Source organism: Streptomyces violaceoruber (assembly GCF_033406955.1).
Lineage (GTDB): Bacteria > Actinomycetota > Actinomycetes > Streptomycetales > Streptomycetaceae > Streptomyces > Streptomyces violaceoruber.
In genome coordinates, this window is record NZ_CP137734.1 from 6,697,669 (window position 1) to 6,722,485 (window position 24,817).

The following is a 24,817-nucleotide window of genomic DNA, read 5'->3' on the forward strand; positions in this document are numbered from 1 at the left end:
CCCCGGCCGCCTGCGGGGTGCGACTCGCGACTCAGACGGCGGCCGGGGCCGCGCCGAAGTCCAGCAGCACCTTGCAGGACCGGCTCCGGTCCGCGGCCAGTTCGAACGCCGATGCCGCGTCCCGCACCGGTACCACCGCGCTGACCAGCGCGTCGAACGCGGGCTCGGCCGCGAGCAGGCGCAGCGCGTCGTCGAACTCGCCGTCGAAGCGGAACGCCCCGCGCAGCTCGATCTCCCGGCTCACCAGCAGGTTCCCGGCGAAGGGGCTCTGCCCCGGGGGCAGCATGCCGAGCTGGACGACCACGCCGCCGCGCCGCACCAGCCGCAGGCAGGTGTCGAGGCCCGCGGCCACCCCGGAGGCCTCGACGGCGGTGTCCACTTCCACCGGCCAACCGGCGTCGTCCGGGTCGTCGGCCCGTACGAGGGTGTCGGCGCCGGCGGCCCGCGCGTACTCCAGGGCCGCGGGCAGCAGGTCCGTCACGGTCACGTGGGCCGCGCCCGCCGCCTTCGCCGCCGCGACCACCAGGCAGCCGATCGGCCCGGCACCGGTGACCAGCACGTGCCGGCCGGCCGGATCACCGGCCCGGCGCACGGCGTGCAGCGCGACGGAGAGCGGCTCGGCGAGGGCGGCGCGGCGCGGGTCGAGCCCGGCCGGGAGCGGGCGCAGCTGTCCGGCGGGGACCACGATCCGCGCCGCGAAGCCGCCCTGGACGTGCGGGAAGCGGGCCGCGCTGCCCAGGTAGCGGGTGTCCCGGCAGACGTTGCGCCGCCGGTCCACGCATTCCGGGCACACCCCGCACGGGGTCGCCGGGTGCACGGCGACGGACGTCCCGGCCGCCGGACCCGGTGTGTCCGGGGAGCCGTACGCCACGACCGTCCCGACCACCTCGTGCCCGAGCAGCATCGGCTCCCGCAGGTGGAAGTCGCCGACCCCGCCGTGCCGCCAGTAGTGCAGGTCCGAGCCGCACACCCCGCCGTAGCGGACGGCGACCAGCGCCTCGCCCGGGCCGGGCGGCCGGACCGGTACGTCGGTCACCCGCAGGTCGCCCGCCCCGTGGATCACACAGCCCGGCACGAACTCCTCCGGGACCCGCTCGCCGGCGCTCACAGCACGCTCGTCATTCCGCCGTCGACGTACAGGATCTGTCCGCTGACGAAGTCCGCGGCCGGCGAGGCGAGGAACAGCAGCCCGCCCACCAGGTCCTCCGTACGGCCCCAGCGGCCCGCCGGAGTGCGGCCGCGCACCCAGGTGCTGAACTCCTCGTCCTCGACGAGCGGCCGGGTCAGCTCGGTCTCGATGTAACCGGGGCCGAGACCGTTGACCTGGACGCCGTACGGGCCCCAGTCGGCGCACATGCCCTTGGTGAGCATCTTCAGCGCGCCCTTGGTGGCCGCGTAGGGCGCGATGCCCGGGCGGACCACCTCGCTCTGCAGCGAGCAGATGTTCACGATCTTGCCGTGGCCGCGTTCCGTCATCCGGCGCGCGGCCTCCCGGCCCACCAGGAAGGCGGTGGTGAGATTGGTGTCCAGGATGCGGTGCCAGTCGGCGTCCGTGAACTCCAGCAGGGGCGCCCGCAGCTGCATTCCGGCGTTGTTGACCAGGATGTCGAGCGGACCCACCCGCTCCTCGGCCTCCGCGATCCCGGCGGTCACGGACGGACCGTCGGTCACGTCGAACACCGCCGTGTGGACCTCGCCGGGCAGCCCGGCGGCGGCCTTCGCCAGGCGGTCGCCGTCGCGCCCGTTGAGGATCACCCGGCAGCCGGCCTCCGCGAGGCCCCGGGCCAGCGCCAGCCCGATGCCCCGGCTGGAGCCGGTCACCAGGGCGGTGCGCCCGCCGATGTCGAAGAGGGGGTGGGCCGTCATCGTCGTACTCCTGTTCCTGCCGGCCGGTGCGTGGTGCGGCTATATGACCAGGGACAACAGCAGGACCAGGGCACCGGCGACCACCGAGATGATCGTCTCCATGACGGACCAGGTCTTGATGGTCTGCCCCACGTTCAGCCCGAAGTACTCCTTCACCAGCCAGAAGCCGGCGTCGTTGACGTGACTGAAGAAGAGCGAACCGGCGCCGATGGCCAGGACCAGCAGGGCGGCGTGCGTGGTCGACATGTCGGCCGCCAGCGGCGCGACCAGACCGGCCGCCGAGACGGTCGCCACCGTCGCCGAACCGGTCGCCAGCCGGATCACCACCGCGATCAGCCAGGCGAGCAGCAGCGCCGGGATCGACCAGTCCTTGGAGATGTCCAGGACCATCTGGCCCACGCCCGAGTCGATCAGCGTCTGCTTGAAGCCGCCGCCCGCGCCGACGATCAGGAGGATGCCGGCGATGGGCGCCAGCCCCTTCTCGACCAGGCCGGAGAGGCGGTCCTTGCCGAACCCGGCGGGCCGCAGCAGCGTGAAGATGCCGACGATCACCGAGACCAGCAGGGCGATCAGCGGGTTGCCGATGACGTCGAAGGTGCGCTGCACCACGTTGTCGGGGTCGTCGATGATGATGTCGACCAGGGCCTTGAGCAGCATCAGCACGACCGGCAGCAGGATCGTGGCCAGCGTGGCGCCGAAGCTCGGACGCTTGTCCAGCCGCTCGGAGGCGCGCTGCGGGATCATGCGGTCGGGGGCCGGGACGTCCACCCAGCGGGCCGCGTACTTCGAGAAGACCGGACCGGCGATGATCACGGTGGGGATCGCGATCAGCACGCCCAGCGCCAGGGTCACACCGAGGTTGGCGTCCACCGCGTCGATGGCGACCAGCGGGCCGGGGTGCGGCGGGACCAGGCCGTGCATCACGGACAGACCGGCCAGCGCCGGGATGCCGATCCGCATCAGCGAGTAGTTGCCGCGCTTGGCGACCATCAGGACGACCGGGATCAGCAGCACGATGCCGACCTCGAAGAACAGCGGCAGTCCGATGACCGAGGCGATCAGCACCATCGTCCACGGCATCGAACGGGGCGTGGCCTTCGCCAGGATGGTGTCCACGATCTGGTCGGCGCCGCCGGAGTCGGCGAGCATCTTGCCGAGGATCGCACCGAGGGCGATCAGGACGCCGACGCCCGCGACGGTGGAGCCGAGCCCGGCGGTGAAGCTGGTGATGACCTTGTCCAGCGGCGCACCGGCGAACGCGCCGAGCGCCAGCGACCCGATGGTCAGCGACAGGAAGGCATGCAGCTTGAACTTGGTGATGAGCAGGACGATGACGGCGATGCCCAGGAGCACGGCGATGCCCAGCTGGGCGTGGCCCGCCGAGGTGATCGGCTCGACGGGGTCCGCTGCCAGCATCTCGACGCTGAGTCTGGTCACGGTGGTTCCCTTGCGGTGATGGGGATTCGGGGGGAGTTCGGGGCCGTGCGCGCGGAGGGCGGCACGACCCCGGGGGAGGTGGGGGGGGTGCGGGGGTTACTGGACCGGCCCGGGAAGGCCCTTCAGGGCGTCGACCGCCCGTTCGGTGATCTCCTCGGGGGTGCCGGCGACGTCCACCGCGACTCCCGCCTCGTCCGGCTGCAGCGGCTGGAGCGTGGCGAACTGGGAGTCGAGCAGGGCCGTCGGCATGAAGTGGCCCTGCCGGTGCGACATCCGGTCCTCGATCAGCTCACGGCTGCCCGTGAGATGCACGAAGACGACACCGGGAGCGGCGGCCCGCAGCCGGTCGCGGTACGACCGCTTCAGCGCCGAACTGCTCACCACCCCACCGAGCCCGGCACGCCCGTGCGCCCAGCCGCCGATGGCGTCCAGCCAGGGCCAGCGGTCCTCGTCGGTGAGCGGGGTGCCGGCCGTCATCTTGGCGATGTTGGCCGGAGGGTGGAAGTCGTCGCCCTCGGCGTAGGGAACGCCGAGCCGGGCCGCGAGCAGGGGACCGATGGTGGTCTTCCCGGTGCCCGCGACGCCCATGACCACGACCACGTGGGGGGTGTGCAGTTGCTGCATCGCACTCTCGCTGTCTGCTGTCTTCGTCGACACCTGATGTCGACGCAACTGAAACTCATTAGTACGACAACTTCAAGAGTCTGTGACGTATAAGTCTGACTTTTTGTTCCCGTGACATGCCCCGTACGCTGAGTGCATGAGCACACCGGGCCGGGGGCTGCACGGCCGCGTACTGGACACCCTCGGCCCCGCGATCACAGCGGGCGCATACCCCGTGGGCAGCGTTCTGCGCACGGACGAACTCGCGCAGCGCTTCGAGGTCTCGCGCTCCGTGATGCGGGAGGCGGTCCGGGTGCTCGAGTCCATGCACCTCGTCGAGTCGCGCCGCCGCGTGGGCGTCACCGTCCTGCCCGAGTGCGAGTGGAACGTCTACGACCCGCAGGTCATCCGCTGGCGCCTGGCCGGCTCTGAACGCCCCCGGCAGCTGCGCTCCCTGACCGTGCTGAGGTCGGCCGTCGAACCGGTCGCAGCCGGCCTCGCCGCGCGTCACGCCACCGCGGAGCAGTGCGCCGAGCTGACCGAGTGCGCGCTCGGCATGGTCGCCAACTCACGCGGTCACCGGCTGGAGGAGTACCTCTTCCACGACGTGGCCTTCCACCGCGTCATCCTCACCGCCTCCGGCAACGAGATGTTCGCCCGCCTCGGCGGCGTCGTCGCCGAGGTCCTGGCCGGCCGCACCCACCACGACGTGATGTTCGAGGACCCCGACCCGGCCGCCGTCACCCTGCACGTCCAGGTCGCCGAGGCGGTCCGCGCCCGCGACGCCGAGCGCGCGGAGCGGCTGACCCGGGAGATCACCGAGGGGGCCCTCCAGGAGCTGGACATCCTGGCGCCCTGAGCGCCGGGGCGGCAGGGGGCGGCGTCGTCAGTCGAGGAACTCCCCGTCCACGTACACCCACGCCCCGTCCACCCGCTCGAACCGGCTCCGCTCGTGCAGCGAGCCGCCGCGGTAGGACGCCCGGAACGTCACGGTCCCGGTGGTGTGGAAGGCGGAGCCGTCGGCCGTGTCCAGGATCTCCAGCCCGGTCCACCGCATGCCCGGATCGAGGTCGAGCCGCGCGGGCCGGGTGCGGGGGTGCCAGGTGCGCAGCAGGTAGCTCGCGTCCCCCTGCACGAAGGCGCAGTAGCGCGAGCGCATCAGGGCCTCGGCGGTCGGGGCGGCGGCGGTCCCGCCGTGGAAACGGCCGCAGCACTTCTCGTACGACTCGGACCGCCCGCAGGGGCAGGGAGGGGTGGGCATGGTGACCACTGTAGGGGAGACACGGTGCAGGAAAAGCAGAAAACCCCTGCTCAGCAGGGGTTTCAGCTGGTGTCCGAGGGGGGACTTGAACCCCCACGCCCGATAAAGGGCACTAGCACCTCAAGCTAGCGCGTCTGCCATTCCGCCACCCGGACAAGGTGTCTGTCGCGTGGGGTGTTCCCCTTGGCGACGACGTAAACATTACCAGGCTTTCCGGGGTGGCCGATCACCCCCTTCTTGGGTCCGGACGGCCACGGGGGGAGGATGAGGGGGTGCCACCAGCAGTGACAGCAGCAGTGACGTCAGCAGTGACAGCGGGAGGAACCACGTGAGCGACTCGGGCACGGCCACGGGCACGGCCAGGACCGTCACCGGCGAGGACGAGGTCGTCGACCTCTGCCGCGAGCTGATCCGGATCGACACCAGCAACTACGGCGACCACTCGGGGCCGGGCGAGCGCAAGGCCGCCGAGTACGTCGCCGAGAAGCTCGCCGAGGTGGGACTGGAACCGAAGATCTTCGAGTCCCACCCCGGACGCGCCTCGACGGTGGCCCGGATCGAGGGCGAGGACCCGTCCCGGCCCGCGCTGCTCATCCACGGCCACACCGACGTCGTCCCGGCCAACGCGGACGACTGGACCCACCACCCCTTCTCCGGCGAGGTCGCCGACGGGTGCGTGTGGGGGCGCGGTGCCGTCGACATGAAGGACATGGACGCGATGACCCTCGCGGTCGTCCGCGACCGGCTGCGCAGCGGGCGCAAGCCCCCGCGGGACATCGTGCTCGCGTTCCTGGCCGACGAGGAGGCCGGCGGCACGTACGGCGCCCGCCACCTCGTGGACCACCACCCCGACCTCTTCGAGGGCGTCACCGAGGCGATCAGCGAGGTGGGCGGCTTCTCCTTCACCGTGAACGAGCAGCGCCGCCTGTACCTGATCCAGACGGCCGAGAAGGGCATTTACTGGATGAAGCTGACGGTGGCCGGCACCGCGGGGCACGGGTCGATGATCCACCGCGACAACGCCATCACCGAACTGTCGGAGGCCGTCGCGCGTCTGGGGCGGCACACGTTCCCGGTCCGCGTCACCAAGACCACCCGGGCCTTCCTCGACGAACTCGGCGACGCGCTCGGCACCGACCTCGACCCGGAGAACATGGAGGGCACGCTCGCCAAGCTCGGCGGCATCGCCAAGCTCATCGGCGCCACCCTGAGCAACACCGCCAACCCGACCCAGCTGGGTGCGGGTTACAAGGTCAACGTCATCCCCGGCGAGGCCACCGCGCACATCGACGGGCGCTACCTGCCCGGGTACGAGGAGGAGTTCCTCGCCGACGTAGACCGCATCCTCGGACCGCACGTGCGGCGCGAGGACGTGCACGCCAACAAGGCCGTCGAGACCACCTTCGACGGAGCACTGGTCGACGCGATGCAGTCCGCCCTGGTGGCCGAGGACCCGGCCGCGAAGGCGGTGCCCTACATGCTCTCCGGCGGAACGGACGCCAAGTCCTTCGACGAACTCGGCATCCGGGGCTTCGGCTTCGCGCCGCTCAAGCTGCCCCCGGAGCTGGACTTCGCGGGCATGTTCCACGGAGTGGACGAGCGGGTGCCGGTCGAGGGACTCCAGTTCGGCGTGCGGGTGCTCGACCGCTTCATCGACGCGTCCTGAATTCGCCCGTGCGTGCGGGAGGTGACCGGGGCGAGTGAATGCGCTCATAAGCTCGTAGCCTCATTACTCCCTCCTCGTTACAGGTGATGCGATCGGCAATTTTGGGATCGCGTTTGCCAACTAGGAGGAACAATGCTCAAGAAGGTCGTCGCCGCCGCGGCAGCCACCGGTGGTCTGGTTCTCGCGGGCGCGGGCATGGCCGTCGCCGACTCCGGTGCCCAGGGTGCCGCCGTGCACTCGCCCGGCGTCCTTTCCGGCAACGTCGTTCAGGTTCCCGTGCACGTGCCGGTGAACGTCTGCGGCAACACGATCTCCGTGATCGGTCTGCTGAACCCCGCCTTCGGCAACGTCTGCATCAACAAGTGACGTTGTGCCTCGCCCCGTGAGGATCTGATTCCGCCGGCCCCGGAGTGCACGCCATGCGCTCCGGGGCCGACGGCCTTTCGGGGGACATTCGGGGCAGCGGGGCGACGGCAGCGCCGGAATTCCGGCACTCTCGGCATTCTCGGTACCACGGGACCAGGACAAGGCAGGGATTCAGCAAAATGCGACAGGCTACCCGCAAGGGCCTGATGACGATGGCGGCGGCCACCGGCGTGATCGCCGCCGCGGGCGGCGCCGCCCACGCGGACTCGGGTGCGCACGGCACGAGTTCGGGTTCGCCCGGCGTGCTGTCGGGCAACACGGTGCAGGCCCCGGTGCACGTGCCGGTGAACGTCTGCGGCAACACGGTGGACGTGGTCGGCGTCCTCAACCCGGCGATGGGCAACGCGTGCGCCAACCAGGGCGGCGGTGCCTCCGGCGGACACGGTGGGCACGGCGGACACGGCGGGTACGGCGACTCCGGGGGCGAGGGCGGGTCGCACGGCGGCTCCCACGCGGGCGGTCACGCCACGGACTCGCCGGGCGTCGGCTCCGGCAACCACGTCGAGGTGCCGATCGACGTGCCGGTGAACGTGTGCGGCAACAGCATCGACGTCGTCGGTGCCCTCAACCCGACCACCGGCAACGACTGCGGCAACGGAGGCGGTGGGGACCACTCGACGCCCCCGGGCGACCACGAGACGCCTCCCGGAGAGCCGCACAACCCGGGTAATCCCGGCAACCCGGATACCCCGGACAAGCCCTCCGGTCCGGACGACGAGACGCCGGGCGACTCCACGGACGGCAACCGGCCGGGCGCCCAGACCGTCGACCAGCCCCGCGGCGACGCGGCGCTCGCCGAGACCGGCAGCGACCTGCCGCTGGGCCTCGCCCTGCCGGTGGGCGCCGGCGCGCTGCTCGCGGGCACGGTGCTCTACCGCAAGGCGCGCGCCTCGGTCTGAGGCGGGCGCACCGGTACACGCAGCGGGCTCCGCACCGGCGGGGCCCGCTCCGTTTCCGCCGCTGTCACCAGGTGGCGCGCACCTGGCGGATGATCCGCCGCCGCAACCGCACCTTGCGGCTGCCGTCGCGCAGGAGCGTCAGGCGGTACAACTCCCAGTGTCCGTACTCGGCATGGTCCGTCAGCTGGCGTGCCGCCTCCTTGCGGGTGACCCCGCGCGGTAGGTACACATCGACAAATTCGTATTCCGGCATCGAATCTATTGTGCGGGCTGGGGCCCGGTACGGATAGCGTCTGCACTATGTCTGATGCTGCGCAGCCCACCGCTGCCGAGGTACGCGCCGCCGCCGAGGCGGTCAAGACCGCGCTCGACCGCCACCTTGCCGCGGTCGAACGCCGGTCGGGAGAAGAGGACCCGGCCGTCTACGACGCGTTCAACGAGCTGGCCGCGGCCGCGGAGGCGTACGACGAACTGCTCTACGACCGGTACGACGAGGTCACTCCCTTCGAGATCCCCGGGGAGGACACGCTGCCGCCGTACACGGGCCCCGAGGAACCCAGTGCGCTGAGCGTCCTGATCCGCCGCGACTACGCCGTGGCCGAGCCGCAGCGGCTGATGGCCCAGGCCCGACGGGTCGAGGCGGCGGACGAGGAGGCGCCGGACGTCGAGGCCTCGGGAACGGTGCACGGAGCCCTCGGTCTCCTCTTCGGCGAGTTCGAGCCGGACGAGATCGCCTCCCGGCACAAGGAGTTCGGGCTGGAGGAGGGGGACTCCACGCTCTGGGTGACGGCCGCGGACGAGAGCGCCGACCCCGGCGAGTGGCTGCAGGCCCCGTTCGAGGAGGTCGACCCGGAGCGGGTGGTCTGCCGATTCGACGTCAGCACGGTCTTCGACGAGGAGTTCGACGACGACATCGAGGACGATGAGGACGAAGAGGACATCGAGGACGACGAGGACCGTGACGACGAGGACGGCGACGCCGACCTGACGGAGCTGGACGGGGACCTCGACACCGACCTCGACACGGATCTGGACACGGATCTGGACGAGGACGAGGACGGCGAACCGGCCCGCCTGGAGGCGGACCGCTGAGAGGCGTGGCCGCCCGGCCCGGGACGGCCGGGCGGCGGACGACGTGAGGGGCGGGGGCCTTGGTCAGCCGGCGGCCGGCGTCTGCGGTGCGAGAAGCACCGGCAGGCGGGTCGTGCGCGGTTTGGCCGGGACCTCTGCCACGGCGCGGGGGAGTGCCTGCTCCACGCCGTGCACCACGGACAGGTGCCGCGCGGCCCGGCCGAACGCCGTGTAGATCCAGGGGCGGCTGAGGGCCGGCACGGCGTCGCCGGGCAGCACCACGACCACCGCGGGCCAGCGGCCGCCCAGTGCCTGGTGGGCGGTCAGCGCCCAGCCGTGCCGTACGGATCCTTCCACCCGGTCTCTGGGTACGACCACGGTCTCGCCCGCGCACGACAGGCGCAGTCCCTCGGCGTCGGCCCCGACCACCCGGCCCGGCAGCACCCGGCCCGGCGCGGGGGTGTGGACGACCCGGTCACCGGGGTCGAAGCCGCCGAAGCGGCCGGGGCCGGGGTTGAGCCGTTCCTTCAGCGCGGCGTTGAGCGCCCGCGTGCCCACGGCACCGCCGTGGCCCGGCGTGATGACCTGGGTCTCCTCGGCCGGGACGCCGATCGCGCGCGGCACCGAGTCCGCCACGAGCTGGACGGTTCGGTGCACGGCCTCGCCCGCGTCCCGCACCGGCACGATCACGACCTCCTTGCCGGGCGCCTCCACCTGGCTCAGCTCGCCGACGCCGATGCCGGAGACCAGCTCGCCGAGCGGCCCGGGGTCCGGACGCCGCGAGGCGATCTGGGGGCAGACCCGTGCCGCGAGCAGGTCCGCGAAGACCCGGCCGGGGCCCACGGACCAGAGCACCGCCGGATCCCCGGCCAGCACCAGCCGGGCTCCGTCCGGCAGCGACTCCGCGAGCAGGGCGCCCGCCTCGACGTCGAGCTGCGGCGCGTCGAGCACGACGAGCAGATCGAGGTCCAGTGCCCCGTCGGCGTCCCGGCCCGGTCCCTCCGCGCCGGTCAGCAGCCCGGCCACGGTGACGGCGGCGGGAGCGGCCGGGCTGCCCGGGGAGGGCGGCTCGGCCGACGGGTCGCCCAGCAGGGCGCCGAAGCGGTCGCGGCCGAGCGGTCCCGGTGCGGCGGCCCAGGCCCGCAGGCCCAGGGCGTGCGCCGCGTGCAGCAGGGCGGCGGGCTCGGCCAGCGACGCCTCGCCGCCGGTGTGCAGGACCAGTCCGTGGGCCGCGACGGCCCGGATCAGTTCGGCGCCGGAGCCCTGCGCGGAGGCGGCGGCCTGCTCCCAGTCCGCCGCGGACCCGTCCTGCTTGGGCGTCGAGTTGACCAGCCGGGCCAGACCGTCGGCGAGGCTCTCCTCGGCCAGCGCGTACCGCTCCAGACCGATCAGCACCCGGACGGGACGCTCCTCGCCCCCCTCGTCCTGCTCCTCCGCCCGGTCCGGCCCCGCCGCGCCGCTCGCCGCGGGCTCCCGGTGCGCGCCGGTCTCCTCCAGGGCGTCCTGGAAGGCGAGTGCCTCGCCCTCGGCGAGCGTGCTCTGCACGGCGGCGTCGGGATCCGGCACGCCACGCTGGGCCAGCGTGGCCACGAGCCGCGGCAGCTCCAGCGCCGTGTGCCCGGCCAGGGCCGCCTGCTCCAGGAGCCAGACGGTGACGGCACGGCCGCGCCGCTCGTCGTCCGGGCCGCACTCCGCGCCGAGCAGTGCCCGGGCGAACCCGTCGGCCTGCTCCGGCCGCACCCCACCGACCCTGAGCAGCTGCCAGGGGTCCGCCCGCAGCGCCTCCTGCGCGCCCTCACCGAGGAGCGCGGCCGTCTGCGGCGCGAGCGCTTCGGGGGCGCCCCCCTCGGCCAGTACCCGCCGCACCGTCTGCACGGTCTCCGGTGCCGGTCCGGCGGAACCGGCGGACGCGGCGGCCGGCTCGGCGGGCGTCGGCCGGGACGGTCGTACCGGCTCGGGTGCGGGGCGGCGCGCGGGCTCGGGGGCTCCGAAGACGGCGGCCGCCGGCTTCTCACCGCTCTCCACGGCACGCACGGCGGCGAGCAGGTCGGCCGCCGTGCCGCTGAGCTTGCCCCCGGCGTCGATCGGCCCCTGCTTCTCGGCCTTCCGCCGCTCGATCCGCTCCCGCTCGAGCCGCTGCGCCGCCAGCTCGGCGTCGACCTCGGAGACCTGTGCGGCCGCCTCACCCTCGCCCTCGCCCCCGGCGTCCGGCCCCTGCCCGGCGGGCTCGACCGGCCGGGTGCCGGAGTCGGCCCCGGCATCGGCCGTCTCCGGCTCGCCCTCCGGCCGGACGGTCTCCCCGGCGGCCTCCGTCGCGGGCGCCGTCGCGTCGCCCGGGGTCTCCGGCCCGGCGTCCACGGCGTCCGTGGTGTCCTCGGTGACGGGCTCGGGCTCCGTGCTCACAGCGTGCTCCAGTCGTGATCGGGATAGCGGTGCACGGGCGCCGACACGTCGTCGAGCGCCCGGCAGATCTCGTCAGGAAGACTAAGGGTCTCCACTGACAACGCCGCCGTGAGCTGCTGCGCGTTGCGCGGACCGATGATCGGGGCGACCACCCCGGGCCGGTCGCGGACCCAGGCCAGCGCGACCTGGAGGGGCGTCACCGCCAGCCCGTCCGCCGCCGTCGCCACCGCGTCCACGATGTGCCCGGCCGTGTCGTCGAGGTAGGGCTCGACGAACGGGGCCAGATGGTCCGAGGCGCCCCGCGAGTCCATGGGGGTCGCGTCCTTGCGGTACTTGCCGGTGAGCACCCCGCGGCCCAGCGGGGACGAGGGCAGCAGGCCGATGCCCAGGTCCAGGGCGGCCGGCAGCACCTCCCGCTCCACGCCCCGCTGGAGCAGCGAGTACTCCATCTGGGTGCTCGCCACCCGGTTGCGGACACCGGGCGCCGCCAACTGCCAGGTCGCCGCCTTGGCCAGCTGCCAGCCGCAGAAGTTGGAGACCCCCGCGTAGCGCGCCCGGCCGCTGCCGACCGCCACGTCGAGGGCGTGCAGCGTCTCCTCCAGCGGGGTGTGCGGGTCGAAGGCGTGCAGGTGCCACACGTCGACGTGGTCCGTGCCCAGGCGGGCGAGGGAGGCGTCCAGCGCGGAGAGCAGATGGGCACGCGAACCGTCGAACCGGCGGTCGGGATCCGGAACGCTGCCGGCCTTCGTCGAGATCACCAGGTCCCGGCGCGGCACCAGGCCCTCCATGAGGCGGCCGAGCAGGTACTCCGACTCGCCGTCGCCGTAGACGTCCGCCGTGTCGACGAGCGTCCCGCCCGCCTCCCAGAAGGTCTTCAAGAGGTCCGCGGCGTCGTGCTCGTCCGTGTCCCGGCCCCAGGTCAGGGTGCCGAGACCGATGCGGGACACACGCAGGCCGGTGCGGCCGAGATGCCTCTGCTCCATGAACGCCGACATTACTGGCCACGGCTTGCGCTGTGGGGGCCTGTGGACAACCGAATTCCGCGCGCTAAGGTCGGGGCACCAGCGACGTTACTGATGGGTAAGGGGAATCGGCCATGCAGCTCGGTATCAACCTCGGCTACTGGGGTGCCGGAATGGACGCGGACAATCTGGCCGTCGCCCAGGAGGCCGACCGGCTCGGCTACGCCGTGTGCTGGGCCGCGGAGGCCTACGGCTCCGACGCGGCCACCGTGCTGACCTGGGTCGCCGCCCAGACCGAGCGCATCGACGTGGGCTCGGCCATCTTCCAGATCCCGGCCCGCCAGCCCGCGATGACCGCGATGACCGCCGCCACCCTGGACTCCCTCTCCAAGGGCCGCTTCCGCCTCGGCCTCGGCGTGTCGGGACCGCAGGTCTCCGAGGGCTGGTACGGCGTCAAGTTCGACAAGCCGCTCGCCCGCACCCGCGAGTACGTCGAGATCGTGCGCAAGGCGATGACCAGGGAGCGGCTGTCCTACGAGGGCCGGCACTGGACGCTGCCGCTGCCCGACGGCCCCGGCAAGCCCATCAAGCTGACCGTGCACCCGCAGCGCGAGCACATCCCGCTGTACATCGCGGCGATCGGCCCGAAGAACCTGGAGCAGACCGGCGAGATCGCCGACGGTGCCCTGCTCATCTTCCCCTCCGCCGACCACTTGGAGGAGACGGCCGTCAAGCACCTGCGCGCCGGACGCGAGAAGGCCGGCCAGACCCTCGACGGGTTCGACATCTGCCCGACCCTGCCGCTCGCCCTCGGCGACGACAAGGACGTCCCCTCCCTCGCCGACACCTTCCGGCCCTACACCGCGCTCTACGTCGGCGGCATGGGCAGCCGCAAGCAGAACTTCTACAACCAGCTCGCCCAGCGCATGGGCTACGAGCGCGAGGCCGCCGAGATCCAGGACAAGTACCTGGCCGGCGACAAGGAGGGCGCCGCCGGTGCCGTCCCGCACGAGCTGATCGACCAGACGACCCTGCTCGGCTCCGTCGACCGCATCGCCGACCGCATGAAGGCCTACGCCGCGGCCGGCGTCACCACCCTCACCCTCGCCCCCGCGGGCTTCACCCTGGACGAGCGGCTCGCCGCCCTCCGCGCCGGCACCGAGGCCCTGGAGCGCGCCGGACTGGCGTGACACAGGAGGAAAGTTTCTGCGGCCGTGGTGGGGGCTCGGGGGTCTTCCCCGCCACGGCCGTCACGAGGAACAACGCGCCCACGCGCGCGGGGTTACGCCTCCACACCACCCCGGCCGTCCTTCTTTCGGCGGAGTCGTGCGCGGCACCTGTTGCCGCGCCCCCTCGCCCGCACTTGACTCGGCTTCGCGGAGTGTGCGGAACCTGCGGACCACGCAGCGGCAGAGAGGTGCCACCGATGCTTTCGGCCAAGAGCCTTTTCCAGGAGATCCTCGACAACGACGAGTCGTACCGTCTCTTCTGCTCCATCGCGGCCAGCGGCGAGTCCCAGGGCGGCTGGGAGAACGCGCGCATCGCGGCGCTGGTGCCCGAGAGCGAACGCGCCCTCGCGCCCAAGATCGCCCGGCACGGGGCCGACGAGGACAAGCACGGCCGGATCTTCAACGCCCTGCTGAAGAAGCGCGGTCTCGAACCCGTCGGCGTACCGCCCGAGACCGACTACACGATGCTCCTGGAGCGGCACGGCATCGGCCTCGCCCATGAGCAGCTCGCTGCCGACCGGCCGCTCACGGTGCGGGACGTCATCACCTACCTCGCCCACAGCAGGGTCACCGAGCAGCGCGCCGCCGAACAGATGGCGATGCTCCTCAAGTACTTCGCCGACCATCCCGACCTGGGCCGGGCGGTCCGGATGATCTCCGCCGACGAGGACAACCACCTCGCCTACTCCCACGAGGAACTGCTCCGCTACGCCGCCGCCGGGCACGGCCCGTACATCCGGCGCACGCTGCGCGAGTGCGCGCTCGCCGAGATCCGCGTCCACCGCGACGTCAGCCTCGCGGTGATGGCGCACATGGGACGCCTCCTCGGCTGGTCATGCACCAGGTCGGCGCTGCTCGCGGCGGGTATCCACGCGATGTACGCCGCCGAGCGGCTCGCCGGCTGGCGCCGCATGGTGACCCTGCGGACGCCCGAACGGCGCGACGCGCTCGGCGGACCCGCCACGGCGGCCCCCGAGGTCGCCTGAGGCCGCCCGGGCCCCCGGGCCCCTACAGCCAGCCCCGGTGCTTGAACTGCCGGTACAGCAGCAGCTCCAGGACGGCCATCAGCGCGATCACCGCCGGGTAGCCCCACAGCCAGTGCAGTTCCGGCATGTGGTCGAAGTTCATGCCGTAGATCCCCGCGACCATCGTCGGGACCGCGGCCATGGCCGCCCACGCCGAGATCTTCCGCATGTCGTCGTTCTGCCGGACGCTCGTCTGCGCCAGGTGCGCCGACAGGATGTCCGAGACCAGCCGGTCCAGGCTCTCCACCGACTCGTTCACGCGCGTGAGGTGGTCGCTCACGTCCCGGAAGAACGGCCGCGCCCTGTCGTTCACGAACGGCACGCCGCCGCCGTACACCCCGGTACCCGCCAGCCGGGCCAGCGGGGGCGCGAGCGGACCCGTCGCCCGGCGGAACTCCAGCACCTGCCGCTTGAAGGTGTAGATCCGCGACGCGGTGTGCCGGGAGCCGCCGCCGTCCGGCGAGAAGACCTCCGCCTCCAGCTCCTCCAGGTCGGTCTGGAGCTCGACCGCCACGTCCAGGTAGTGGTCGACGGTGGCGTCCGCGATCGCGTACAGGACCGCGGTGGGCCCCTTGCCGAGCAGTTCCGGCTCGTGCTCCAGACGCCGCCGCACGGCCTTCAGCGGGGAGCCCTCCCCGTGCCGGACGACGACCGCGAAGGCGTCGCCCAGGAAGATCATGAGTTCGCCGGTGGAGACGGCGTCGCTGTCCGGCTCGTACACCACCGGCTTGAGGACGGCGAAGACCGAGTCGTCGTACACCTCCAGCTTGGGCCGCTGATGCGCCTTGAGGGCGTCCTCCACCGCCAGCGGGTGCAGCCCGAACTCCTGGCTGACCAGCTCGAACTCCTTCTCCGTCGGCTCGTGCAAGCCGATCCAGACGAAGCCGCCGGCCTCCCGCGCCTCACCGAGCGCGTCGGAGAAGTCCTCGGGCCCGTCGGTGCGGCGCCCGTCCCGGTAGATGGCGCAGTCGACGATCACCGAACCCATTCTCCCCTCGTCCCGGCGCCCCTGTACCGCGCCGTACGCCTACCCTGGCCGCATGCCCACGCTGATCCTGGTTAGGCACGGACGTTCCACCGCCAACACCGAGGGGCTGCTCGCCGGCTGGACGCCCGGCGTCGCCCTCGACGAACGCGGCGCCGCGCAGGCCGCCGCGCTCCCCGGGCGGCTCGCCGGCCTGCCGCTGTCCGAGATCGTCACCAGCCCACTGCAGCGCTGCCAGGAGACCCTCCGGCCGCTGCTCGACGCCCGGCCCGAGCTGCGGGCGCACACCGACGAACGGATCGGGGAGTGCCACTACGGCGACTGGTCCGGCCGCAAGCTCGCCGAACTGGGGAACGAGCCCCTGATGGAGGTCGTGCAGGCGCACCCGTCCGCCGCGGCCTTCCCCGGCGGCGAGTCGATGCGCGCCATGCAGACCCGCGCCGCCGAGGCGGTACGCGAGTGGAACGCGCGCGTGGAACGCGACCACGGCCCCGACGCCGTCTACCTCATGTGCTCCCACGGCGACATCATCAAGTCCCTCGTCGCCGAGGCACTCGGCCTCCACCTCGACCTCTTCCAGCGGATCTCCGTCGAGCCGTGCTCGGTCACCGCGATCCGCTACACCCGGCTGCGCCCCTTCCTGGTCCGCCTCGGCGACACGGGCGACTTCGCCTCCCTGGCCCCGCGCGAGGAGCCGTCCGGTGACGAGGCGCCGGTCGGGGGTGGTGCGGGCGCACCGTGATCGTCCGCCGCAGTAGGGTGAACCGGTCGCGGCAGTGTCCCCGATCCCGATCTTCCGCTTTCCCCGACTTCCATGGAGACAGGACGTGTCCCGTCAGGTGTTCCTCTACGACCAACCGGAACGTTTCGTGGCCGGTACGGTCGGGCTGCCCGGGCGCCGTACGTTCTTCCTCCAGGCCTCCGCCGGCTCCCGGGTGACCAGCGTGGCCCTGGAGAAGACCCAGGTCGCCGCCCTCGCCGAACGCATGGACGAGCTTTTGGACGAGGTCGTACGGCGCAGCGGCGGCAGCACCGTCGTTCCCGCCACGGCCCCCACCGGGCCCGCCGACACGGCGCCGCTGGACACCCCCGTCGAGGAGGAGTTCAGGGTCGGCACCATGGCGCTGGCCTGGGACGGCGAGGACCAGCGCATGATCGTCGAGGCGCAGGCCCTCGTGGAGCTGGACGCCGAGTCCGAGGAGGACCTGGCGGAGGCCGAGGAACGGCTCCTCCAGGACGAGGAGAACGGCCCGCCGATGCTCCGGGTCCGCCTCACCGGCGCGCAGGCCAGGGCCTTCGCCAAGCGCGCCCTCGACGTCGTCAACGCCGGGCGGCCGCCGTGCCCGCTGTGCAGCCTCCCGCTCGACCCGGAAGGACACGTATGTCCGCGCCAGAACGGATACCGCCGCGGAGCGTGACCACCGACGCGGCGGCCGCCGAACTGCTCGCCCTGGGCGAACTGACCGTGCGCGGACGCATCCGCGACGCCTCCAACGCGGCCCTGTACTGCACGGTGACGCACGAAGGACGCGAGGCGGCCTGCGTCTACAAGCCGGTCGCCGGGGAACGCCCGCTGTGGGACTTCCCCGACGGCACCCTCGCCCAGCGCGAGGTCGCCGCCTACGAGGTCTCCGAGGCCACCGGCTGGGGCCTGGTCCCGCCCACCGTGCTGCGCGACGGCCCGTACGGCGAGGGCATGGTCCAGCTGTGGATCGAGACCGTGCCGGAGACGGAGCTGCTCGCCCTGGTGGACGAGGAGGAACCCGGCCCCGGCTGGAAGGGGATCGCCCTCGCCGAGGTCGGTGAGGGCCGCACCGCGCTGCTCGTCCACGCCGACGACGAACGGCTGCGCCGGCTCGCCGTACTCGACGCCGTGATCAACAACGCCGACCGCAAGGGCGGCCACCTGCTGCCCGCGGCGGGGGAGCGGCTGTACGGCATCGACCACGGGGTCACCTTCAACGCCGAGAACAAGCTGCGCACCCTGCTGTGGGGCTGGGCGGGCGACGCCCTCACCGGGGAGGCCCTGGCGGTGCTCGACGCCCTCAGGCGGGCGCTGAAGGACGGCGGCACCCTGGCCCTCCGGCTCGCCGCGCTCATCACCCCCGCCGAACTCGACGCCACGCGCGCGCGGGTCGACGCCCTGCTGGCCTCCGGCAAGCACCCCGAACCCGGCGGCGAGTGGCCGGCCATCCCCTGGCCGCCCGTGTAGACCTCCGATGCCACACCGGCCGGTGGCGCGCAAGAGCGCGTTACCGGCCATCCGGCCCGGTCCGGTTCGTGTACGCAACACTCGTCCGGTTAGGCTCATGACATGCATGCCTGGCCCGCTTCCGAGGTCCCCGCCCTGCCTGGTCAGGGCCGCGACCTGAGGATCCACGACACCGCGACCGGCGGCCCCGTCACCCTCGACCCCGGTCCCGTCGCCCGTATCTACGTCTGCGGCATCACGCCGTACGACGCCACCCACATGGGTCACGCGGCGACCTACAACGCGTTCGACCTCGTGCAGCGCGTGTGGCTCGACACCAAGCGGCAGGTCCACTACGTCCAGAACGTCACCGACGTGGACGACCCGCTCCTGGAGCGGGCCGTGCGCGACGGGGTCGACTGGACCGCCCTCGCCGAGCAGGAGACCGCCCTCTTCCGCGAGGACATGACGGCGCTGCGGATGCTCCCGCCCCAGCACTACATAGGCGCCGTCGAGGCCATACCCGGCATCGTCCCGCTCGTCGAGCGGCTGCGTGACGCCGGCGCGGCCTACGAGCTGGAGGGCGACGTCTACTTCTCCGTCGAGGCGGACCCGCACTTCGGCGGCGTCTCCCACCTCGACGCCGCCACCATGCGGCTGCTCTCCGCCGAACGCGGCGGCGACCCCGACCGGCCCGGCAAGAAGAACCCGCTCGACCCGATGCTGTGGATGGCCGCCCGCGAGGGCGAGCCCAGCTGGGACGGCGGCACCCTGGGCCGCGGGCGCCCCGGCTGGCACATCGAGTGCGTCGCCATCGCCCTCGACCACCTCGGCATGGGCTTCGACGTCCAGGGCGGCGGCTCCGACCTGGCCTTCCCGCACCACGAGATGGGCGCCTCGCACGCCCAGGCCCTCACCGGCGAATTCCCCATGGCCAAGGCGTACGTGCACGCCGGCATGGTCGGTCTCGACGGCGAGAAGATGTCCAAGTCCAAGGGCAACCTGGTCTTCGTGTCGCAGCTGCGCCGCGAGGGCGTCGACCCGGCCGCCATCCGGCTCACGCTGCTCGCCCACCACTACCGCTCCGACTGGGAGTGGACCGACCAGGTGCTTCAGGACGCCCTCGCCCGCCTCGACCGCTGGCGCGCCGCCGTCTCCCGCCCCGACGGTCCGCCCGCCGAGGCCCTGGTGGAGGAGATCCGCGAGGCCCTCGCGAACGACCTGGACTCCCCGGCCGCCCTGGCGGCGGTCGACCGCTGGGCAGCTCTCCAGCAGGAGTCGGGCGGCACGGACATCGGCGCCCCGGGCGTGGTCTCCCGAGCCGTGGACGCCCTGCTGGGCGTGGCGCTGTAAACAGGCGTACAGACAGAAAAAGAACCAGGGCCGCTTCTCTTGAAGCGGCCCTGGTTCCTTCGCTCAGTCCTCCGACGACTCCTCGTCGTCCCCGCCCGCCTTCGGCGGCTTCGGTGGCCGGGCCCGCCCACTCGGGTTGTCCCGCCGGAACGGCGCCCCGGCCGGCCCGTCACCGCCGTCCGCCGTGGCGTGTCCGCCAGGGCCCCCGGGCCCACCCGGCCCCGCCCCGTCCCGCCGCCGCAGATACCGCTCGAACTCCCGCGCGATCGCCTCGCCCGACGCCTCCGGCAGCTCCGCCGTGTCCCGGGCCTCCTCCAGCGACTGCACGTACTCGGCGACCTCGGTGTCCTCCGCGGCCAGCTGGTCCACGCCCACCTGCCAGGCACGCGCGTCCTCGGGCAGCTCGCCCAGCGGCACCCGCACGCCGATCAGGTCCTCCAGCCGGTTCAGCAGAGCCAGCGTGGCCTTCGGGTTCGGCGGCTGCGAGACGTAGTGCGGCACCGCCGCCCACAGCGACACGGCCGGCACGCCCGCGTGCGTGCACGCCTCCTGGAGGATGCCGACGATGCCCGTGGGCCCCTCGTACTTGGTCTCCTCCAGGTCCATGCGCCGCGCCAGGTCGGCGTCCGACGTGGTCCCGCTGATCGGGACCGGACGGGTGTGCGGCGTGTCGCCCAGCAGGGCGCCCAGGACGACCACCAGCTCGACGCCCAGCTCGTGGGCGAAGCCGAGCAGCTCGTTGCAGAACGAGCGCCAGCGCATGGACGGTTCGATGCCGCGGACGAGCACGAGGTCGCGCGGTTTGTCGCCGCCGACCCGGACCACCGACAGCCTGGTCGTCGGCCAGGTGATCTTGCGGACGCCGTCCTCCATGAACACCGTGGGACGGTTGACCTGGAAGTCGTAGTAGTCCTCGGCGTCCAGCGCCGCGAACACCTCGCCCTTCCACTCCCGGTCGAGATGCGCGACCGCGGTGGAGGCGGCGTCACCGGCATCGTTCCAGCCCTCGAACGCGGCCACCATGACCGGGTCGACCAGCTCGGGAACCCCCTCGAGCTCGATCACCCAGCGCCTCCTTCCGACGTGCCCTCGCGTACCCCCCAACCTTACGGCGTGCCGAGGGGCCGCCCGCAGCCCCTGTGCACGGGGCAGTGAACGGATCACTGCCCCGTCCCCGGGGTCCGGACACCCGCCGCGCGGTGCGGAGACGAGGGCCCTACTTCTTGTCCAGCACGTCCTGGACCTGCGTGCGGACGTCGTCCGTGGCCAGGCCCCGGATCGTCAGGGTCGTACGGCGGCGCAGCACGTCGTCCGCCGTCTCGGCCCACTCGTTGTCCCGGGCCCACACGACCTGCGCCCAGATCTCCGGGGCGTCCGGGTGGACGCGCCGCGCCAGCTCCGGGCTCTCGTTGGCGAGCCGGGCGATGTCGAAGGCGAGCGAACCGTAGTGCGTGGCCAGGTGCCTGGCGGTGTCCGCCGCCATGCGCGGGCCGGGCGCCGAACCGTCCACCAGCAGCCGGTGGGCGACCGCGCGCGGGTTGGCGACGCCGGGCAGCGGCAGCTTCTTCGGCAGCGACGCGATCGGCTCGAAGTCGTCGCCCAGCGGGTGGCCCGGCAGCGCCTCCAGCTTCTTCATCACCGTACGGCCGATGTGGCGGAAGGTGGTCCACTTGCCGCCGGCGACGGACAGCATGCCGCCCCGGCCCTCGGTCACGACCGTCTCGCGCTTGGCCTTCGCCGTGTCGCCGGGACCGCCCGGCAGCACCCGCAGACCCGCGAAGGAGTACGTGATGAGGTCCCGGTCGAGCTGCTGGTCGCGGATGGAGAACGCGGCCTCGTCCAGGATCTGGGTTATGTCCTTGTCGTTGACCGCGACGTCCGCCGGGTCGCCCTCGAACTCCTCGTCGGTGGTGCCGAGCAGCAGCATGTCCTCCCAGGGGAGGGCGAAGGTGATCCGGTACTTGTCGATCGGGGTGGCCAGCGCGGCCTTCCACGGCGCGGTGCGCTTGAGCACCAGGTGCGCGCCCTTGGAGAGCCGGATCGACGGCGCCGCGGCCGGGTCCTCCATGCGGCGCAGGTGGTCGACCCACGGGCCGGTGGCGTTGAGCACCAGGCGGGCGTTCACGCCGAACTCGTCGCCGGACAGCCGGTCCTTCAGCTCGGCGCCGGTCACCCGGCCGCCCGTGAAGCGCAGGCCGGTGACCTCGGCGTGGTTGAGGACCACCGCGCCGGACTCGACCGCCGCGCGGACCGTCATCAGGGCCATGCGGGCGTCGTTCATCTGGTCGTCGCCGTACACGGCCACGGCCTTGAGGTTGTCGGTGCGCAGCTCGGGCACGTCCTGCGCGGCCTTGGCCGGGGAGAGCAGGTGGCCGACGCCGTCACCGAAGGCGGACAGCGCCGAGTACGCGAAGACGCCGGCCCCGAGCTTCGCCGCGCCGTGCGGTCCGCCCTTGTACACGGGGAGGTAGAAGGTGAGCGGGTTCGCCAGGTGGGGGGCCACCTGGCGGGAGACCGCACGGCGTTCGAAGTGGTTCTCCGCCACCAGCTTCACCGCGCCGGTCTGCAGGTAGCGCAGTCCGCCGTGGAGCAGCTTGGAGGAGGCGGAGGAGGTGGCACCGGCGAAGTCGCCGGCGTCGACCACGGCCACCCTGAGGCCGGACTGCGCGGCGTGCCAGGCGGTGGAGATGCCCAGGATGCCGCCGCCGATCACGAGAAGGTCGTACGACGCCTTGGAGAGCTGCTCCCGGGTCTCGGCCCGGCTCGGGTTGGAGCCGGAGGCCGGGTGCGTACCCAGGGCAGGCACGGACTGCAGGGTGGACTGAGTGGTCATGGTGGTTCTTACTCCTCGTCCTCGAGCCAGCCCATGGTCCGCTCGACGGCCTTGAGCCAGCTCTTGTACTCACGGTCGCGGATGTCCGCGTCCATGCGGGGGGTCCACTCGGCGGCCCGCCGCCAGTTGGCGCGCAGGTCGTCGGTGCTGTTCCAGAAGCCGACGGCGAGACCGGCGGCGTAGGCGGCGCCGAGGCAGGTGGTCTCGGCGACCATCGGGCGCACCACGGGGGCGTCCACGAAGTCGGCGAGGGTCTGCATCAGCAGGTTGTTGGAGGTCATGCCGCCGTCGACCTTGAGGGCGGTCAGCTCCACCCCGGAGTCCTTCGTCATGGCGTCCGCGATCTCCCGCGTCTGCCAGGCGGTGGCCTCCAGGACGGCGCGCGCGAGGTGCGCCTTGGTCACGTACCGGGTGAGGCCGGCGATCACACCGCGGGCGTCGGAACGCCAGTACGGGGCGAACAGGCCGGAGAAGGCCGGCACGAAGTAGGCGCCGCCGTTGTCCTCGACGGTCAGGGCGAGGGTCTCGATCTCGGCGGCGGTGGAGATCAGGCCCATCTGGTCGCGCATCCACTGCACCAGCGAACCGGTGACGGCGATCGAGCCCTCCAGGGCGTAGACCGTGTCCTGGTCGCCGATCTTGTAGCCGACCGTGGTCAGCAGGCCCGAGTAGGAGTTGATCAGCTTGTCGCCGGTGTTCATCACCATGAAGGTGCCGGTGCCGTACGTCGACTTGGTCTCGCCCTCGGAGAAGCAGGTCTGGCCGAACAGGGCCGCCTGCTGGTCGCCGAGCGCGGAGGCGACCGGGATGCCGCCGAGCAGCTCGCCGAGGCGGCCGCCGGTGATCTCGCCGTACACCTCGGCGGAGGAGCGGATCTCGGGGAGCATCTGCATCGGGACGCCGATCGACTCGGCGATCTTCTCGTCCCACGCCATGGTGTGCAGGTTCATCAGCATGGTGCGGGAGGCGTTGGTGACGTCGGTGACGTGCTTGCCGCCGTTCACCCCGCCGGTCAGGTTCCAGATGACCCAGGTGTCCATGGTGCCGAAGAGCAGGTCGCCCGCCTCGGCGCGCTCGCGCAGACCGTCGACGTTGTCGAGCAGCCAGCGGGCCTTGGGACCGGCGAAGTAGGAGGCGAGGGGCAGGCCGGTCTCGCGGCGGAAGCGGTCCTGGCCGACGTTGCGGCCGAGCTCCTTGCACAGGGCGTCGGTGCGGGTGTCCTGCCAGACGATGGCGTTGTGGACGGGCTCACCGGTGTTCTTGTCCCAGACGAGGGTGGTCTCGCGCTGGTTGGTGATGCCGATGGCCTTGATGTCGTCGCGGGTGATGCCGGCCTTCTCGACGGCTCCGGCGACGACCTCCTGGACGTTGGTCCAGATCTCGGTGGCGTCGTGCTCGACCCAGCCCGGCTTGGGGAAGATCTGCTCGTGCTCCTTCTGGTCGACGGAGACGATGCGTCCGTCCCGGTCGAAGACGATGCAGCGCGAGGAGGTCGTGCCCTGGTCGATCGCGGCGATGAAGGGGCCTGCGGTGTGGGAGTCGGTCACTGTGTGCTCCTGGGGTTCCGTGGTGGGTGGCGGTGGCCGGTGCGTACGGCGCGTGGTCTGCGGCTCGATGATCGCCGAAGCGGGGGCCCGCTCAGGCGAACGCGAGGTTGTACACACCTCCGGCGATCGCACCGCCGATCAGCGGACCGACGACCGGGATCCAGGCGTAGGACCAGTCGGAGCCGCCCTTGTTGGGCAGGGGCAGCAGGGCGTGCACGATGCGCGGGCCGAGGTCGCGGACCGGGTTGATCGCGTAGCCCGTCGGGCCGCCGAGCGACAGGCCGATGGAGACCACCACGAACCCGGTGATCAGGGCGCCCAGGATGCCGAGGCCGTTGCCCTCGTCGTTCAGGCCCTGGGTGAGGATGGCGAGCAGCAGCACGAAGGTGCCGATGATCTCGGTGGCGAGGTTCTGGACCGTGTGCCGGATCTCGGGGCCGGTGGAGAAGACGCCCAGCACCGGGCCGGCGCCCTTCTCCTGCGCCTCGACGGACTTGGCCGTCGTGTCCTGCGCGCCGGGGCCGCCGACGATCTCGCGGTCGGTGAGGTGGGCCTGGAACTGGCCGTAGTAGGCGACCCAGACCAGGACCGCGCCGATCATCGCGCCGAGGAGCTGACCCGCGAAGTAGGTCGGGGTGTTGCTCCAGTCGCCGTCCTTGATCGCGATGCCGACGGTCACGGCCGGGTTGAGGTGGGCGCCGGAGAGCGGACCCGATATGTACGCCGCCGTCATGACGGCGAAGCCCCACCCGAAGGCGATGGCGAGCCAGCCGGCGTTGCGGGCCTTGGAGGCCTTGAGCGTGACGGCGGCACACACGCCGCCGCCGAGCAGGATGAGCAGGGCGGTACCGATGGTCTCGCCGATGAAGATGTCGGAGCTGGACACCCGCGACTCCTTTGTCCTTCGTCCAGGGAAAGCCGAACCCCGGGTCCCTCCGGGTGTTCCGGCGCCCTCGTTGTGAGAGCGATGGCGGCCCTTGGCACTGTGGACACTCTAACGCGTATTGCCGGTAGGTGTTCGACAATGCCGACCGATGGACGCGAGTCTCGTTCGACGTCA

Annotated in this window: 24 protein-coding genes and 1 tRNA gene; 11 read left to right on the plus strand and 14 right to left on the minus strand. The window is 72.3% G+C overall.

Features of this window, described 5'->3' with window-relative positions; translation table 11 throughout:
* Positions 1-31 precede the first annotated feature (31 nt).
* From R2E43_RS29985 to R2E43_RS30000, 4 genes are all read right to left on the minus strand, one after another.
* Entirely contained in the window at positions 32-1,108 is a 1,077-nt protein-coding gene (locus R2E43_RS29985) for an L-idonate 5-dehydrogenase (protein ID WP_011027915.1), read from the minus strand.
* Positions 1,105-1,866 (minus strand): SDR family oxidoreductase, encoded by a 762-nt coding sequence (locus R2E43_RS29990; RefSeq protein ID WP_003977144.1) that lies wholly within the window; start codon positions 1,864-1,866, stop codon positions 1,105-1,107. The genes R2E43_RS29985 and R2E43_RS29990 overlap by 4 nt, the downstream gene beginning before the upstream one ends.
* Positions 1,867-1,905: 39 nt before the next feature.
* A complete protein-coding gene (locus R2E43_RS29995; RefSeq protein WP_003977145.1) occupies positions 1,906-3,303 on the minus strand; it encodes a GntP family permease in 1,398 nt (465 codons plus the stop codon).
* Between the two features lie 96 nt (positions 3,304-3,399).
* Positions 3,400-3,927, minus strand: a complete 528-nt coding sequence (locus R2E43_RS30000; protein WP_003977146.1) for a gluconokinase — start codon at positions 3,925-3,927, stop codon at positions 3,400-3,402.
* 136 nt (positions 3,928-4,063) lie between these two features.
* Between R2E43_RS30000 and R2E43_RS30005 the strand changes: the two genes are divergently transcribed.
* A complete protein-coding gene (locus R2E43_RS30005; RefSeq protein WP_003977147.1) occupies positions 4,064-4,765 on the plus strand; it encodes a FadR/GntR family transcriptional regulator in 702 nt (233 codons plus the stop codon).
* Between the two features lie 27 nt (positions 4,766-4,792).
* Here R2E43_RS30005 and R2E43_RS30010 read toward each other — a convergent pair whose 3' ends face one another.
* Both R2E43_RS30010 and R2E43_RS30015 read right to left on the minus strand, forming a co-directional pair.
* The gene (locus R2E43_RS30010; protein WP_030870760.1) at positions 4,793-5,167 is read right to left on the minus strand and encodes a YchJ family protein; all 375 of its coding nucleotides are present in this window, start codon (positions 5,165-5,167) and stop codon (positions 4,793-4,795) included.
* A gap of 67 nt (positions 5,168-5,234) precedes the next feature.
* Positions 5,235-5,322 (minus strand) — tRNA-Leu (locus tag R2E43_RS30015).
* Positions 5,323-5,495: 173 nt separating this feature from the next.
* Here R2E43_RS30015 and R2E43_RS30020 point away from each other — a divergent pair.
* From R2E43_RS30020 to chpC, 3 genes are all read left to right on the plus strand, one after another.
* Positions 5,496-6,833, plus strand: a complete 1,338-nt coding sequence (locus R2E43_RS30020) for a M20/M25/M40 family metallo-hydrolase (RefSeq protein ID WP_332056724.1) — start codon at positions 5,496-5,498, stop codon at positions 6,831-6,833.
* 132 nt (positions 6,834-6,965) lie between these two features.
* Positions 6,966-7,199 carry a chaplin ChpH gene (gene chpH / locus R2E43_RS30025; protein ID WP_003977150.1) on the plus strand — a complete coding sequence of 78 codons (234 nt, stop codon included), beginning with the start codon at positions 6,966-6,968 and terminating at the stop codon, positions 7,197-7,199.
* 179 nt (positions 7,200-7,378) lie between these two features.
* A complete protein-coding gene (gene chpC / locus R2E43_RS30030; protein ID WP_011027911.1) occupies positions 7,379-8,158 on the plus strand; it encodes an LAXTG-anchored chaplin ChpC in 780 nt (259 codons plus the stop codon).
* A gap of 64 nt (positions 8,159-8,222) precedes the next feature.
* Here the strand turns inward: chpC and R2E43_RS30035 are convergent, their stop codons facing one another.
* Positions 8,223-8,411 (minus strand): DUF5703 family protein, encoded by a 189-nt coding sequence (locus R2E43_RS30035; RefSeq protein ID WP_003977152.1) that lies wholly within the window; start codon positions 8,409-8,411, stop codon positions 8,223-8,225.
* 47 nt (positions 8,412-8,458) lie between these two features.
* Between R2E43_RS30035 and R2E43_RS30040 the strand changes: the two genes are divergently transcribed.
* Positions 8,459-9,250, plus strand: coding sequence for a hypothetical protein (locus R2E43_RS30040; protein WP_332056725.1), 792 nt, complete (start codon positions 8,459-8,461; stop codon positions 9,248-9,250).
* Positions 9,251-9,313: 63 nt separating this feature from the next.
* On the opposite strand, the gene R2E43_RS30045 is transcribed toward R2E43_RS30040, so the two are convergent.
* Together R2E43_RS30045 and R2E43_RS30050 are read right to left on the minus strand one after the other, a co-directional pair.
* Positions 9,314-11,632 (minus strand): helix-hairpin-helix domain-containing protein, encoded by a 2,319-nt coding sequence (locus R2E43_RS30045; protein ID WP_136207469.1) that lies wholly within the window; start codon positions 11,630-11,632, stop codon positions 9,314-9,316.
* A complete protein-coding gene (locus tag R2E43_RS30050; protein ID WP_003977155.1) occupies positions 11,629-12,615 on the minus strand; it encodes an aldo/keto reductase in 987 nt (328 codons plus the stop codon). Before R2E43_RS30050 ends, R2E43_RS30045 begins: the two co-directional genes overlap by 4 nt.
* 113 nt (positions 12,616-12,728) lie before the next feature.
* Between R2E43_RS30050 and R2E43_RS30055 the strand changes: the two genes are divergently transcribed.
* Both R2E43_RS30055 and R2E43_RS30060 read left to right on the plus strand, forming a co-directional pair.
* A complete protein-coding gene (locus tag R2E43_RS30055; RefSeq protein ID WP_030870776.1) occupies positions 12,729-13,784 on the plus strand; it encodes an LLM class F420-dependent oxidoreductase in 1,056 nt (351 codons plus the stop codon).
* Between the two features lie 236 nt (positions 13,785-14,020).
* Entirely contained in the window at positions 14,021-14,809 is a 789-nt protein-coding gene (locus tag R2E43_RS30060) for a ferritin-like domain-containing protein (protein ID WP_332056726.1), read from the plus strand.
* Between the two features lie 22 nt (positions 14,810-14,831).
* On the opposite strand, the gene corA is transcribed toward R2E43_RS30060, so the two are convergent.
* Positions 14,832-15,827 carry a magnesium/cobalt transporter CorA gene (corA, locus tag R2E43_RS30065; RefSeq protein ID WP_030870779.1) on the minus strand — a complete coding sequence of 332 codons (996 nt, stop codon included), beginning with the start codon at positions 15,825-15,827 and terminating at the stop codon, positions 14,832-14,834.
* A gap of 61 nt (positions 15,828-15,888) precedes the next feature.
* Here corA and R2E43_RS30070 point away from each other — a divergent pair, with 61 nt between their 5' ends.
* The 4 genes from R2E43_RS30070 (at position 15,889) to mshC (ending at position 19,377) form a co-directional block, all read left to right on the plus strand.
* The gene (locus R2E43_RS30070; RefSeq protein ID WP_003977159.1) at positions 15,889-16,575 is read left to right on the plus strand and encodes a histidine phosphatase family protein; all 687 of its coding nucleotides are present in this window, start codon (positions 15,889-15,891) and stop codon (positions 16,573-16,575) included.
* A gap of 85 nt (positions 16,576-16,660) precedes the next feature.
* Positions 16,661-17,251 carry a DUF3090 domain-containing protein gene (locus R2E43_RS30075; RefSeq protein ID WP_003977160.1) on the plus strand — a complete coding sequence of 197 codons (591 nt, stop codon included), beginning with the start codon at positions 16,661-16,663 and terminating at the stop codon, positions 17,249-17,251.
* Complete coding sequence (locus R2E43_RS30080) at positions 17,215-18,045, plus strand: SCO1664 family protein (RefSeq protein ID WP_016325863.1); 831 nt, start codon at positions 17,215-17,217, stop codon at positions 18,043-18,045. The genes R2E43_RS30075 and R2E43_RS30080 overlap by 37 nt, the downstream gene beginning before the upstream one ends.
* 102 nt (positions 18,046-18,147) lie before the next feature.
* A complete protein-coding gene (gene mshC / locus R2E43_RS30085; RefSeq protein ID WP_003977162.1) occupies positions 18,148-19,377 on the plus strand; it encodes a cysteine--1-D-myo-inosityl 2-amino-2-deoxy-alpha-D-glucopyranoside ligase in 1,230 nt (409 codons plus the stop codon).
* A 63-nt stretch (positions 19,378-19,440) separates the two neighbouring features.
* Here the strand turns inward: mshC and parJ are convergent, their stop codons facing one another.
* From parJ to R2E43_RS30105, 4 genes are all read right to left on the minus strand, one after another.
* Positions 19,441-20,442 (minus strand): filament polymerization regulator ParJ, encoded by a 1,002-nt coding sequence (gene parJ / locus R2E43_RS30090; protein WP_003977163.1) that lies wholly within the window; start codon positions 20,440-20,442, stop codon positions 19,441-19,443.
* A 151-nt stretch (positions 20,443-20,593) separates the two neighbouring features.
* Positions 20,594-22,210 carry a glycerol-3-phosphate dehydrogenase/oxidase gene (locus tag R2E43_RS30095; protein ID WP_093455813.1) on the minus strand — a complete coding sequence of 539 codons (1,617 nt, stop codon included), beginning with the start codon at positions 22,208-22,210 and terminating at the stop codon, positions 20,594-20,596.
* An 8-nt stretch (positions 22,211-22,218) separates the two neighbouring features.
* Positions 22,219-23,757: a glycerol kinase GlpK gene (glpK, locus tag R2E43_RS30100; RefSeq protein WP_003977165.1), complete on the minus strand. Its 1,539-nt coding sequence runs from the start codon at positions 23,755-23,757 to the stop codon at positions 22,219-22,221.
* A gap of 91 nt (positions 23,758-23,848) precedes the next feature.
* Positions 23,849-24,643, minus strand: a complete 795-nt coding sequence (locus R2E43_RS30105; RefSeq protein ID WP_319214656.1) for an MIP/aquaporin family protein — start codon at positions 24,641-24,643, stop codon at positions 23,849-23,851.
* Positions 24,644-24,817 lie beyond the last annotated feature (174 nt).